Source organism: Streptococcus sp. SM5 (assembly GCF_027497975.1).
The window spans coordinates 117,994-131,229 of the sequence record NZ_JAJNSC010000003.1 but is presented as its reverse complement, the minus strand read 5'-3'; the positions used below and the strand labels follow the sequence as shown (position 1 = coordinate 131,229).

Sequence of the window (13,236 nt, the reverse complement as noted above, 5' to 3'; positions counted from 1 at the left end):
AGCTACGACATATATTTTTTCTATCATGGAGATAAGTAAAATCTATTTTAATGCTAACTCTTCGTATTCTTTACGGTAGCCAATCTGCTGAATTTGTCCATTTTTCACAAGAATTGGTCGTTTTAACAACATTCCATCACTAGCTAAGAGTTTAGCTGCTTCTTTATTGGATAGAGTTCCAACCTTATCTTTCAAACCAAGCTCACGATATTTTATTCCACTCGTATTGAAGAACTGTTTTAATTCAAATCCTGAAGTTTCTAACCAGTTTAAAATCACCGTTTCACTTGGTGTTTCTTCTACTATATGAACGTCTTTATATTCAAGGCCTAGCTGATCAAGTTTCTTTTTTGCTTTTTTACAAGTTGTGCATTTTGGATATTCGATAAATTCTAACATATATTCACTTTCTAATATTTGTAATCTGCCCTTTCGTGGTTCAAGAGCCAAGCTTTCCTTTCAAGTCCTGCAGCGTAACCTGTCAGTCGCTTGTTTGCTCCAAGTACTCGGTGGCAAGGTACTAGAATGGACCACGGATTACGACCTACTGCTCCACCAACTGCTTGGGCAGAGGCTACACTTAGGTCTTTAGCTATTTGTCCATAGGTTACTGTAGTTCCAAAGGGAATTTCCCGCAAGTAAGACCAAACCTTCTTTTCAAAATCTGTTCCAATCGGAGCGAGAGGAAGCTCCGACAAACTCGGATTCTGACCCAAAAAATAGTCATCCAAATAAGAAATAGCCTGATTCAAGATAGGATGAGTCTTAACCTCTTCTATATTTTCAGCTATAAGGCCTCTTTCAAAATGACTTTGCCCCTCCACCCAAATACCAAATAAATAGTGGTCGTTGGCCACTATAGACAAGAGTCCAATTGGAGAAGTATAGAGTGTTTTTGCAAACTTATTTTGCATTAGATTTTATTTTTTGATAGGCCAAGCGCTCCCCATCCACTGGGACCTTGCCGACTTGCTGGAACCCAAGTTTTTCAAAGATATGTTGCATAACCTTATTTTCAGCATGCGTATCTGAACGGAAGTCTAGATAGTCAAAGCCTTCAATTAGTCCTTCTAAAAAGGTCTGAGCAACCTTTTGTCCTTGAACAGCTGCAGCTACAGCAATACGATGGAATACAAGATACTCTGATTCTCCGCCTTGCCATTTACCTTCATAGATAGCTTCATAGGCAGCTTCTGGACTCCTAGTAACAGCTGCATAGGCGATAACTTCTCCTTCTTCAAGTGCTACATAGGCTTGTCCTGAGATGATATCTTCAATGATAATATCAGCATTAGGATAAGCATTTTGCCATTGGTCGCTACCAGCTTTAGCAAGAGTCTCTTTAGCATCTTCAATTACCTTCATTACTGCATCGACTTCATTTGGAAAGGCTAAACGAATTTCCATCTTATTTCCTCTTTTCTGACTAGTTTCTCTCATCATAGCATAATTTATATCTTTCTACAAGCACTTGAAATTTGACTTTTTGTTTACGTTATTATATAATCTAGTTATTAAAACTAGATAAAAAGGAGTTGGAAATGAAACCTTGTTTCTCCTATCCAAAATGGAAAGAAATTCCAAGTATTGATCTCTATCTGGACCAAGTATTACTTTATGTAAATCAAGTATGCGAACCTATCTCATCAGGAACTGAAAAAAGCTTAACTGCTTCTATGGTCAATAACTATGTAAAACATGGCTATCTGCCAAAACCTGATAAGAAAAAATATCAACGCCAACAAATTGCTCGTTTGATCGCTATAACAACGCTTAAGTCTGTCTTTTCTATTCAAGAAATTGCTCAAACACTCAATACTCTACAAACAGAGACTAACTCTGAGCAACTCTATAACGCTTTTGTGGACTATATGAACGAAGGGATTGACCCAGAAAATGCCATTATTCAAACCAGTTGCCAAACTATTAAACTCTATCATCAAACTTTAGACTTAATACTTACCAAAGAGGAGGGGAATCCTAGATGAATACTAGCTTAAAACTTAGTAAAAGACTCAGTTTCGGAGAAGAAATTGCAAACAGCGTCACCCATGCTGTAGGGGCATTTATCATGCTCATCTTACTTCCCATTTCCTCTACTTATAGTTACGAGGAACATGGCCTTTTATCAGCAGTCGGTGTTTCTATTTTTGTCATTAGCCTCTTTCTCATGTTCTTATCTTCTACTATCTACCATTCTATGGCTTATGGTTCAACCCATAAATATGTATTACGTATCATAGACCATTCCATGATCTATGTTGCGATTGCAGGTTCTTATACACCGGTGGTTTTAACCCTGATGAATAATTGGTTTGGTTATCTCATTATTGCTATTCAATGGGGAACGACTATTTTTGGAATCCTCTATAAAATTTTTGCCAAGAAGGTCAATGAAAAATTCAGTCTCATTCTCTACCTCGTCATGGGATGGCTAGTCTTGGCTATCTTACCAGCAATCATCAGCCAAACAAGTCCAATTTTCTGGAGCCTCATGGTATCTGGAGGACTCTGTTACACTGTTGGAGCTGGTTTTTACGCCAAGAAAAAACCATATTTTCACATGATTTGGCATTTGTTTATCCTAGCAGCTTCAGCTCTCCAATACATTGCCATTGTTTATTATATATAAGAAAAGAAGTTGGGAGAAATCTCAACTTCTTTTCTTATTTACACATATCGATAAAGTACTGATGTAGGCGAACATCATTTGTCAATTCAGGATGAAAGGAGGTTACCAGCATATTCTTTTCTTGTGCCGCAACTATTTGACCATTGACGATTGCTAGAACTTCAACATCCTCACCGACACTACTGATAATCGGGCCACGGATAAAGGTCATGGGAATCTTACCGACTCCCTTACACTCTGCTTCAGTATAAAAGCTTCCTAACTGCCGTCCATAGGCATTACGCTCCACTACTATATCCATGGTCGCTAGATGACTTTCCTCCTGAGAAGTAATTTGTCTCGCTAACAAAATCAAACCCGCACAAGTTCCAAAAACTGGTAAGCCATTGAGAATAGCCTCTCTTATAGGAATCAACATTTGCTGATCACGTAAGAGCTTACCCATGGCCGTTGACTCACCTCCTGGCAAAATCAAACCTGATAGCTCACTTCGGAGTTGCTGAAAATCTTCTAGATTTCGCAATTCAATACTTTCAACTCCTAATTGAGCAAGCATTTTCTCGTGTTCTACAAAGGCACCTTGCAAGGCCAATATTCCGATTTTCATCTATTTTCCTCGCTCAGCCATGAGAATTTGGATCTCGTTCTCGTTGATACCTACCATGGCTTCTCCTAAATCTTCAGAGATTTGAGCCAGAATTTGAGGATTTTGATAGTTGGTAACAGCCTTGACAATGGCTGCCGCACGTTTAACAGGATCACCTGATTTGAAAATCCCTGAGCCAACAAACACACCTTCTGCACCTAGCTGCATCATAAGAGCAGCGTCCGCTGGTGTTGCAACCCCTCCAGCCGCAAAGTTAACAACTGGTAATTTTCCATTTTCGTGGACATATTGAACTAATTCTACAGGTACTTGGAGTTCTTTTGCAGCAACATATAACTCGTCCTCACGGAGGTTTTGAATGCGGCGAATTTCTTGATTCATCATACGCATATGACGAACCGCCTGAACGATGTCTCCTGTTCCTGGTTCCCCTTTTGTACGAATCATAGAAGCTCCCTCAGCGATACGGCGCAAGGCTTCTCCTAAATCTTTAGCCCCACAGACAAAGGGAACTTGAAATTCTTTCTTGTCTACATGGAAACGATCATCAGCTGGAGATAGAACTTCGCTCTCATCAATATAATCAATCTCGATAGCTTCTAAAATTTGAGCTTCAACAAAATGCCCAATTCGAACCTTAGCCATAACTGGAATGCTGACAGCTTCTTGTATTTCTTTAATCATCTTTGGATCACTCATACGAGAGACACCACCAGCAGCACGAATGTCAGCTGGAATTCGCTCCAAGGCCATAACTGCTGCTGCACCTGCAGCCTCAGCAATTCTTGCTTGTTCAGGGTTTTGAACATCCATGATGACGCCACCTTTAAGCATCTGTGCCAAATTTTTATTTAATTCATAACGATTTTCAGTCATTTTCTCTTCCTCAATAGTTGTATTGGTAGCTACAATTTTATTTTAAGGTAGAAATGACTCAAGTACAAGATAAAAAAAATCTATTTGTCTGGGTACAATTATTGCTAACAAAAAAAGCACCCACATTGGGTACTTTTATTTCTTAGATTTTTTAATGCTTTTCACAAGATAAAAGAGATATCCTGAAACCATATAAGCAACAAAGATAGTGGCTGCCCATTTAAAGACAAAGCTCCAACCATGTTTGGGAGCATTCAAAAAGAAATAAGGGAAGGGACTATCCTTAGCATTAGGGACATCCATCTTTAGAACAAAACCGTTTAAGAGGGCAAAAATCATATAAAGCAAAGGAAGGCTAGTCCAAAGCATGGGATCAACCAACTTATATTGGCGACTCTTGTCAAAAATAATTGTATCTGCTAAAAACCAGAGAGGGACAATATAATGGCAAAGGAAATTTTCCAAACGGTAAAAATCTGTCGTCAAAGGAGCTAGCATGAAATGATAGATGACACAAGTAATCATAATACTCATAGTGACACCACCTTTGAGACGTAGAATACCAGGACTCTGCCAACTATCACCACCACTACGCATCTTTAACAAAAGATAACCCGTAAAGACTACAACCAAAAGGTTAGAAAGTACTGTGTAGTAAAGCAACATTCCTAAACCACCACGTTTGGTAATCTCCAAGTATACACCGGTAAAGGCTGCTATAAATAAAAAGATACGACTATAAAATATTACTTTTTCATTTTTAATCATGATTAAATCTTCTTCACAAATTCTGACTTCAACTTCATAGCCCCAAAACCATCAATCTTACAATCGATGTTGTGGTCACCTTCTACAATGCGAATGTTTTTAACTCGAGTACCTTGCTTGAGATCTTTTGGTGCACCCTTTACCTTAAGGTCTTTAATCAAGGTTACTGTATCTCCATCAGCTAATTTATTACCATTAGCATCAATAGCAACAATGCCTTCTTCAACTTCTGCTTGCTCGGCAGGATTCCACTCATAAGCACATTCTGGACAAACGAGAAGTGCGCCATCTTCATACACATATTCTGAATTACATTTTGGGCAATTTGGTAATTGACTCATGTTATCTCCTTAAAAAAATTATGATTATTTGATTGTCAAATTTTCATTAACAGCAACTATTATACCCTAAAATACCTTTTTTGACAAATAATCATGAAAAACCGATTAGCCCAAAAATGGTTAATCGGTTTTAAGTTATTCTTATAAATATTTCTGTGCTTCCACCTTGATTTTGTCAACAACTTCTAAAATAGAAAGTCCTGTTGTATCTAGGTAGATAGCATCCTCAGCTTGCTTCAAAGGAGAAGTTTCTCGATGACTATCTTTATAATCACGCGCTGCAATTTCTTCCTTCAAAGTTTCTAAATCAGTTTCAATTCCCTTAGCAAGATTTTCCTTGTAACGACGTTCTGCACGTTCATCTACAGAAGCTACGAGAAATATCTTTAATTCAGCCTTAGGTAACACTACCGTACCAATATCGCGGCCATCCATAACAATGCCACCTTGTTGAGCAATTTCTTGTTGAAGAGCAACCAACTTCTCTCGAATAGCTGGAATCGCTGCAAAAGATGATACTGCATTAGTCACTTCATTTTCTCGGATTGGATTTGTCACATCAACATCTCCAACGAAAACAAGCTGTTCACCACTTTCAGAACGTCCAAAGCTAATCGGGTATTGATCCAATAATTCAAGAAGTTGAGAACTTTGATCTGGACTGATTTGATGCTGTAAAGCTACATAGGTCGCTGCACGATACATAGCACCCGTATCCAGATAAGTATAACCTAAATCCTTAGCGATAATTTTCGCAACAGTACTTTTACCACTTGAAGCTGGACCATCAATCGCAATCTGAATTGTTTTCATAGTTGCTCCTATCTTATCTTAAGGACATCACCAGGATTTGCAAACCATGAACCTGTTGACATATGTGATGGGTTCAAAGCTTCTAGCTGTGCAATAGAAATTCCAGCTCTAGCTGCAATTGCTGCTTCACCTTCTCCTGCCAATACAGTAATTGTCCCCTCAGGATCTGTATGAGTCTCTGTAGTTTTTTGTTGTTCCTCAGACTCAGTAGTAGCTACCGTAGTTGTTTCTATCGTTGTTGTAACAGTAGTTACTTCTTCAACTTTAGGATTTGCAGAATCATAAAAATCCTTCAAAGCTGATGTTCTATCGCTTCCACCTGAAGATAGGTATACTAAAACGACAATCATACCTATAACCACAATAAAGAAAATAATAGCCAAGGTTGTTAAAACGTTATTAGCCGTTAGAAAGGCCCATTTCCCACTTCTAGAGTGGCGCTCACTTCTTGACTCTTCCTTGTTTTCTTCATAAATATCTTCTTGCCATGGTTCTTTTTCCATACCTTACTCCTTGTGTTTTTTCTATTTTCCTATTACAATATAAATATGAAAATCACACTTATACCTGAACGCTGTATTGCATGTGGACTTTGCCAAACTTATTCAGAACTATTTGATTATCATGATAATGGCATAGTACGCTTTTACGATAAACCTGACCAACTGGAAAAAGAGATTCCCACTAGTAATGACGTTCTAGAGGCAGTTAAAAATTGCCCTACACGTGCTCTGATCAAAGATTAAAAGTGATTATTTGGGACACCCAATTATTTTATTCCACTCTCTCTAGTTTAGCATATTTTTCTAGAAAATTATAGTCTTTTTAGAGACTAATTTTATTCTATTTTTATTTATTGTAAAAACGTTTCAAAAACTATGAGACTGTCTAGTTATTGCTTTCAAATGACTGTTAAAAAAGAGGAATTTTTTCCTCTTTTTTTATATACAATTTTATTTTTAATCTTCAAATCCATTTGGATGTTTGCTCTGCCAACGCCATGCATCTTCACACATTCGAGTGATATCAAGTTCTGCTTCCCAACCAAGCTCTTCCTTAGCTTTTGCTGGGTCTGAGTAGCAGGCTGCGATATCACCAGGGCGACGTTCAACGATACGGTATGGAATTGGGCGCCCAACAGCTTTTTCCATATTTTGGATAATTTCAAGAACTGAGTAGCCTTTTCCAGTACCAAGGTTATACACATTGAGTCCAGAGCCTTTTTGAAGCTTCTTAAGGGCGGCAACGTGGCCTTTTGCTAGGTCAACGACGTGGATATAGTCACGAACACCTGTTCCATCTTCAGTATCGTAGTCATCTCCAAAGACTTGAACTTGTTCTAATTTACCAACAGCTACTTGCGCCACATACGGTAAGAGATTATTCGGAATACCATTTGGATTCTCTCCCAAATCTCCGCTCTCATGAGCTCCGATTGGATTAAAGTAGCGAAGCAATACCACGTTCCACTCTGAATCAGCTTTGTAGACATCCGTTAATATTTCTTCAAGCATAAGCTTAGTACGACCATAAGGGTTGGTAGCCGAAAGTGGGAAATCTTCTAGGATTGGAACAGTATGTGGATCTCCATACACTGTTGCTGAAGAACTAAAGATGATATTCTTGCAGTTTGCTTCTTCCATTGCTTTTAAAAGACTAACTGTTCCTGCAATATTATTATCGTAATATGCAAGTGGAATACGTGTTGACTCACCAACTGCTTTCAAACCTGCAAAATGGATAACTCCTGTAGGTTCCTCCTGTTTGAAAATATCACGAAGAGTATCCGTATCTCGAATATCAGCTTCATAAAAAGGAATCTCAACTCCTGTAATTCTTTCTACCACTTCAAGACTTTTACGATTACTATTAGCTAGGTTATCTACTACAACAACCTGGTGACCAGCTTCAATCAATTCAACTACAGTATGAGTTCCGATATAGCCTGCTCCACCTGTGACTAAAATCTTTTCTTTCATCTTTTTCCTCTATTCTTGAATTATTTTTTTCATTTTACCATTTTTGATAGGGAAAGTCATTTACTATCCTAATCCTATCGTAAAAACTAAGTAAAAGATTTACGTTTGCTTTTGTTTAATATATCTTTCGGTCGGATAATCCGCTGGATCCAAGACTCCACTTTTCCCTTGAAGCATTTGGGCTAAGTGATAACCTATAATTGGACCAGTTGTCAATCCTGACGATCCTAATCCACTCGCAACAAATACTCCTGTCAAGTCTGGCACTTGTCCAAAAAACGGAGAGAAGTCACTCGTATAGGCGCGGATTCCTACGCGTTCGCTATAGATATCAGCGTCCTTCAATACTGGATAACAAGGCAAGGCTGCTCCCTCCATTTGATTAAGCAAATTCTCATCGACCGTCAGGTCAAATCCCATATCATTTTCATGGGTAGCACCCAAGGACAATTTCCCACCAGCGAAAGGAATCAAATCCCATTCTCCCTCAGGCATAACAACGGGATAACTTGCCATGTCTAAATCAAGCTGATAATCTCGTAGTTGCCCTTTTTGTGGACGAACATCAACCTCATAACCCAAGGGTTCCAAAACTTGTCCCAACCATGCTCCTGTCGCAAGGACAACTTGGTCAAAAATCTGATTTCCAATCTGATAACCTGATGATACAAGATTTAGACTCACCCTATCTTTAATCACCTTAACCTGACTAGCTTCTAGCAAGCGAGTCACCAAGAGTTGTCCATCTACTCGAGCTCCTCCAGAAGCATAAAGTAATCTCTCAAATCCCTCTAGACCAGGAAATAGGTTACTTGCAGTCGCTTGATCTAAAATGGCTAATTCGCCAATCAAGGGAGATTCATCTTTACGTTGCAAGGCTAGTTTATAGAGTTCTTCCAACTTAGATTCATCTTTTTTCAAGAGAAAGACTCCCGAGCATTGATAAAAATCAACCTCCTGTCCAGACTCTTGTAAATCATTCAACAAATCGACATAGAAGTCTGCTCCCAAACGAGCCATCTTGTACCAAGCTTTATTGCGTCGTTTAGAAAACCAAGGACTGATAATTCCTGCTGCTGCCTTGGTTGCCTGCCCAAGTCCATGATCAAAAACAGTCACTTCTATATCAACTTCTTTAGAGAGATAATAGGCAGTTGTCGCCCCTACAATACCTGCTCCAACAATGGCTACTTTTTTCATTATCTATACCTTCTAATTAGATATGGTGGAAAGGATTAGTAGATGACTGGCTGGCAATAATGTCAAGAGGCCAAGCATTCTCTTCTTTCCATTGATTTAGTAATTCAGTTATTTTTTCAACAAAGAGAATTTCAATATAGTGGCCTGGATCTAGAGCTAATAAATCATCTGATAGCATGTCCTGAGCTGTGTGATAATAAATATCACCAGTGATATAGACATCTGCCCCTTTTTCTATAGCATCGGAATAGAATGATTGCCCGCTACCTCCACAAATAGCAACTCTTGAAATTTGCTTTCTTAAATCACTATCTTTATAGTAGACCATTCGTAAACTATCTAGAGCAAAGACCTCTTTAACGCGTGTAGCCAAATCTTCAAATGTTTGAGACTTAATATTTCCAATACGGCCAATTCCACGTCCTGGGCCCGTTTCCTGTATATAGCTTGTATCCTCAATGCCTAGCATCTGGCAGAACCAGTCATTAAGGCCATTTTCAACAATGTCAATATTAGTATGGCTGACATAGACTGCAATATCGTGCTTGATGAGCTCGATATAAATCTGATTTTGAGGACGGCTAGCTACCAAGTCCTTGATTGGACGAAAGATTGGCGCATGCTTGACGATTATTAAATCAACACCCTTGTTAATAGCTTCTGCAACCGTTTCTTCACGAATATCAAGGGCCACCATAACTTTTTGGATGTCCTTGTCTAAAGTTCCAATCTGCAGTCCACGACTATCACCCTCCATAGAAAATTCTTGGGGACAAAAGACTTCATAACGTTTAATCACTTCACTTGCTTTCATGGAGTACCTCCTTAATTGCTTGAATTTTATCTATTAAAACCTTTCTTTCTGACAAATTTTTTTCAGGGATTTGAGCAAGGGCAAATTCGAGCTTAAAAGCTTCTTTTTGCCATTTTTGAACAAATACTGGACTGACTTCTTTGGACAAGAAAGGTCCAAAACGGGTATCTCTTGCTGATAATTCCATTTCCCCAGCTTCCACTACTAAAATCTCATAAAATTTACCAGCTTCCTCTAGGATGCTTTCAGCTACAATCTGGAATCTATGTTCTTGTATCCAACTACGTAACTCATCTTCACGGTTATTAGGTTGGAGGATTAAACGCTCTACATTAGCTAGTTTATCCAATCCCTCTTCCAAAATTGTTGATATTAAGCGTCCTCCCATTCCTGCAATGGTGATGACAGAAACCTGATCATCTTCTTCTAAAGCTGCCAAACCATTGGCAAGTCTGACTTGGATTTTTTCTTCCAAATCATGTTCCTTGACATTTTTAACTGCAGATTGGTAGGGACCGGCTACCACTTCACCTGCAATAGCACGATATATTCGGCCTTCTTTCATCAGTTCAATAGGTAAATAAGCATGGTCACTCCCGACATCTAGTAGAACGGCTCCTTGAGGCACAAAAGAAGCCACCATTTCTAATCTCTTTGAAATCATCTTCTCTCACTTTCCAAATCACTATTAGTCCTATTATACCATATTTCAAGCTTCAATCTTACACCAAAAAAGACTGCAATCATGGATTGCAGTCTGAGTTTATCTTCGAATAGGATAACGATTTGAAAGGATGAATAGAACGATAAAAATCGTCATCATAATGGTATAAACAGGTACAGTTTGAGCTGTTAAGGTTGAAATTTCTAGTAATTTTTGGGTAGTAGGGAATAGAGCAGTTGCTAGGAAACCTCCTACCGACCAAACAAACAAGAGGATACGTCCTAATGTTAATGGTAAGCAGGCTCTCACTACGGACATAAATCCAATAGAAGCCAGGATGTAATACATGAGTGTTGACATCTCAACTTGAGACCAACCTTGACTTGTTCCAAAAATCTTAACAAATAAGACACTAAATACTACCATAAGAGCACTTGGTAAAGCCTTGAGTAAAGATTGCTTGAGGAAGTCGCTTTCAACTGGCTTAATATTTCTCTCAAAGGTCAAAACGAATGGAGGGAAACCTTCTACGAATTGGTCAATCATGGTTATCTGAATCGGAATAAATGGGAAAATCAAAATCCATTCTGTTCGACCAAGGAGTGCACTTGCAATACAGATAATAGCTAATAAGAATGAATAGATTGTTTTGATAAAGAAAATCGGTGCGATACGGGCAATATTATTTACCACACGACGTCCTTCAAACAGAATTTCTGGTACATCATTAAAATCTGAGTTAAGCAAGACCAGATTAGCAATTTGTCGAGTTGCCGGATCTCCTTCAGCCATCACGATAGAACAATCTGCCTCACGAAGAGCAAGGATGTCATTGACCCCGTCTCCTGTCATTGCAGTAGTATGACCGGCCTTTTTCAATGTTTGGATGATTAATTTCTTCTGATGTGGAGAAACACGTCCAAAAATAGCTGTTTCTACTGCTATAGCAATCAATTCTTCATCTGTGATTTTTGAACAATCAACATAGCTATGGTAATCTGCAAATCCAGCTTTCTGTGCAATACTTGATACAGTAACTGGATTGTCACCAGAAATAATTTTTAGCCCTACCTGTTGCGTTCGTAAATAATCAAGTGTTTCAGCAGCCCCTTCTCGAATCGGATCTAGAATCTCAAGCAAAGCCAAAGCTTGAATATCAGATGGCTTTTGTGGTTTGTGATGATCAAGTTTTTCTTGACTGAGTGCTAATACCAAGACACGTGAGCCACGCTCTAAGGCTGCTCTAGCTTCTACTACTTCCTCATCTAGCAACATTTCAGGTGCACCGAGGAAAATAGTCCCAAGCCCCTCCATCTCCATAGCTCCCCACTTACGGTCACTAGAAAATGGAACACTTGATGAAATTGAGTAACTAGCTTGCCCCTGAAAACGATGACGGATAGCTTGAGCAGTAGGATTTTTGTCTTCACTATGAGACATATAGCTAGTTAAGATGGCAGCAATAGACTGCTCATCATAAACTTCTGTCAAAGGTAACAATGAATCAACCTTCATTTTTCCTTGGGTAATGGTTCCCGTCTTATCCAAACAGAGCATATCCACGCGCGCCAAGGTTTCTACAGAATACATTTCTTGTACTAAAACCTTTTTAAGTCCTAGTTTTATCACTGCCGTCAAAAGTGAAGTTATAGTAAGTAAAGCAATACCTTTAGGCAACATCCCCAAAAGAGCTGTAGACGAATTAACTACAGATGACTTTAGTGGTAACCCCTTTAAAATTAAGGCTTCTAGCAAAAGTGCTAAACCAAAAGGAATAATAATTTTTCCTGTAAAGCCAGCTAAGGTTTCAAGGGACTTCATGATACGAGAGTTAATCGGCTTAACAGTTTTTGCCTCTAACATGAGCTTAGCAGCGTAGTTGTCTGCTCCAACACGATTGACTTTTGCTACTACTGAACCACTGGCTAAGAAACTACCAGATAATAGGACTGCATCAACTTCTTTTTGAACCAGATCACTCTCACCTGTTAACATGGCCTCATTAACTTCTGCAAAGCCACCTATCACAACTGCATCACTTGGAATCTGTTCACCTGCTGACAAACGAATCAAATCATCCAAAACAAGGTCTTCCGGATCCAAAGATAACTCCTGACCATCTCGAATAGTAGTTACCTTTTCTTTGGTCATAAGGTTGAGTTTATCGACCATATGTTTTGCACGTAGCTCAGTAACGATACCCGAGAAAGCATTAAAACAGATGACTGCAAAGAAGACAAGGTTGCTCCATGCCTGTACAAAGGCAAGGGCAAGAGCTATGGCAAAGTTTAAGGCATTAAAAAGTGTAAAAACATTTCGCTTGACAATCTGCCAGGTGCTGGTGCTAGCTGAAGCTTTAAAATCATTGACCAAACCCTGTGACTGTCGGTCTCTAACTTCTGCTTGGGTTAACCCCATCATTTTATTTTTATCCATAAATTCTATCATATCATTTTTTTATGAATAATTCTAATTTCATCCCAAAGGCCCATCCTATCAACACAAAAAATATTTGCCTGTCCTGTTATGATAAGGTATAATA

17 protein-coding genes are annotated in these 13,236 nt (G+C 38.8%); 3 read left to right on the top strand and 14 right to left on the bottom strand.

All coding sequences use genetic code 11. From position 1 onward, the window contains the following. Positions 1 to 42: 42 nt before the first annotated feature. Genes PAN07_RS03190 through PAN07_RS03180 form a run of 3 tightly spaced genes read right to left on the bottom strand, consistent with a single transcriptional unit; the run spans position 43 to position 1,407 of the window. Positions 43 to 399, bottom strand: a complete 357-nt coding sequence (locus tag PAN07_RS03190; protein WP_269797030.1) for a Spx/MgsR family RNA polymerase-binding regulatory protein — start codon at positions 397 to 399, stop codon at positions 43 to 45. An 11-nt stretch (positions 400 to 410) separates the two neighbouring features. Then, a complete protein-coding gene (locus PAN07_RS03185) occupies positions 411 to 914 on the bottom strand; it encodes a methylated-DNA--[protein]-cysteine S-methyltransferase (RefSeq protein ID WP_269797029.1) in 504 nt (167 codons plus the stop codon). Next, entirely contained in the window at positions 904 to 1,407 is a 504-nt protein-coding gene (locus PAN07_RS03180; RefSeq protein ID WP_269797028.1) for a GNAT family N-acetyltransferase, read from the bottom strand. The genes PAN07_RS03185 and PAN07_RS03180 overlap by 11 nt, the downstream gene beginning before the upstream one ends. A gap of 134 nt (positions 1,408 to 1,541) precedes the next feature. Here PAN07_RS03180 and PAN07_RS03175 point away from each other — a divergent pair, with 134 nt between their 5' ends. Both PAN07_RS03175 and PAN07_RS03170 read left to right on the top strand, forming a co-directional pair. Then, entirely contained in the window at positions 1,542 to 1,988 is a 447-nt protein-coding gene (locus PAN07_RS03175) for a DUF1836 domain-containing protein (RefSeq protein ID WP_269797027.1), read from the top strand. Further along, positions 1,985 to 2,632, top strand: coding sequence for a hemolysin III family protein (locus tag PAN07_RS03170; RefSeq protein WP_269797026.1), 648 nt, complete (start codon positions 1,985 to 1,987; stop codon positions 2,630 to 2,632). The genes PAN07_RS03175 and PAN07_RS03170 overlap by 4 nt, the downstream gene beginning before the upstream one ends. 34 nt (positions 2,633 to 2,666) lie before the next feature. On the opposite strand, the gene pdxT is transcribed toward PAN07_RS03170, so the two are convergent. The 6 genes from pdxT to PAN07_RS03140 all read right to left on the bottom strand — a co-directional run bounded on the left by pdxT (position 2,667) and on the right by PAN07_RS03140 (position 6,540). Next, on the bottom strand, positions 2,667 to 3,239 hold the full coding sequence (pdxT, locus tag PAN07_RS03165) for a pyridoxal 5'-phosphate synthase glutaminase subunit PdxT (RefSeq protein ID WP_269797025.1): 573 nt from the start codon (positions 3,237 to 3,239) through the stop codon (positions 2,667 to 2,669). Next, positions 3,240 to 4,115: a pyridoxal 5'-phosphate synthase lyase subunit PdxS gene (pdxS, locus tag PAN07_RS03160; RefSeq protein WP_004253907.1), complete on the bottom strand. Its 876-nt coding sequence runs from the start codon at positions 4,113 to 4,115 to the stop codon at positions 3,240 to 3,242. A 135-nt stretch (positions 4,116 to 4,250) separates the two neighbouring features. After that, a complete protein-coding gene (locus PAN07_RS03155; protein ID WP_269797024.1) occupies positions 4,251 to 4,883 on the bottom strand; it encodes a Pr6Pr family membrane protein in 633 nt (210 codons plus the stop codon). A 2-nt stretch (positions 4,884 to 4,885) separates the two neighbouring features. Further along, positions 4,886 to 5,224, bottom strand: coding sequence for a zinc ribbon domain-containing protein YjdM (locus PAN07_RS03150; protein WP_004253903.1), 339 nt, complete (start codon positions 5,222 to 5,224; stop codon positions 4,886 to 4,888). 141 nt (positions 5,225 to 5,365) lie between these two features. After that, positions 5,366 to 6,037, bottom strand: coding sequence for a (d)CMP kinase (gene cmk / locus PAN07_RS03145; RefSeq protein ID WP_269797023.1), 672 nt, complete (start codon positions 6,035 to 6,037; stop codon positions 5,366 to 5,368). An 8-nt stretch (positions 6,038 to 6,045) separates the two neighbouring features. Continuing rightward, entirely contained in the window at positions 6,046 to 6,540 is a 495-nt protein-coding gene (locus tag PAN07_RS03140) for an SAG1386/EF1546 family surface-associated protein (protein ID WP_269797022.1), read from the bottom strand. 45 nt (positions 6,541 to 6,585) lie between these two features. On the opposite strand from PAN07_RS03140, the gene PAN07_RS03135 reads away from it, so the two are divergent. Further along, positions 6,586 to 6,783 carry a ferredoxin gene (locus PAN07_RS03135; protein ID WP_269797021.1) on the top strand — a complete coding sequence of 66 codons (198 nt, stop codon included), beginning with the start codon at positions 6,586 to 6,588 and terminating at the stop codon, positions 6,781 to 6,783. A 213-nt stretch (positions 6,784 to 6,996) separates the two neighbouring features. Here the strand turns inward: PAN07_RS03135 and galE are convergent, their stop codons facing one another. The 5 genes from galE to PAN07_RS03110 form a co-directional block, all read right to left on the bottom strand. Beyond that, entirely contained in the window at positions 6,997 to 8,016 is a 1,020-nt protein-coding gene (gene galE / locus PAN07_RS03130; protein ID WP_269797020.1) for a UDP-glucose 4-epimerase GalE, read from the bottom strand. Positions 8,017 to 8,115: 99 nt separating this feature from the next. After that, positions 8,116 to 9,216, bottom strand: coding sequence for an FAD-dependent oxidoreductase (locus tag PAN07_RS03125; protein ID WP_269797019.1), 1,101 nt, complete (start codon positions 9,214 to 9,216; stop codon positions 8,116 to 8,118). Positions 9,217 to 9,232: 16 nt separating this feature from the next. Next, positions 9,233 to 10,030 (bottom strand): Nif3-like dinuclear metal center hexameric protein, encoded by a 798-nt coding sequence (locus PAN07_RS03120; protein WP_269797018.1) that lies wholly within the window; start codon positions 10,028 to 10,030, stop codon positions 9,233 to 9,235. Continuing rightward, entirely contained in the window at positions 10,017 to 10,694 is a 678-nt protein-coding gene (locus tag PAN07_RS03115; protein WP_269797017.1) for a tRNA (adenine(22)-N(1))-methyltransferase TrmK, read from the bottom strand. The genes PAN07_RS03120 and PAN07_RS03115 overlap by 14 nt, the downstream gene beginning before the upstream one ends. 99 nt (positions 10,695 to 10,793) lie before the next feature. Next, positions 10,794 to 13,130 carry a cation-translocating P-type ATPase gene (locus PAN07_RS03110; protein ID WP_269797016.1) on the bottom strand — a complete coding sequence of 779 codons (2,337 nt, stop codon included), beginning with the start codon at positions 13,128 to 13,130 and terminating at the stop codon, positions 10,794 to 10,796. Positions 13,131 to 13,236: the final 106 nt, after the last annotated feature.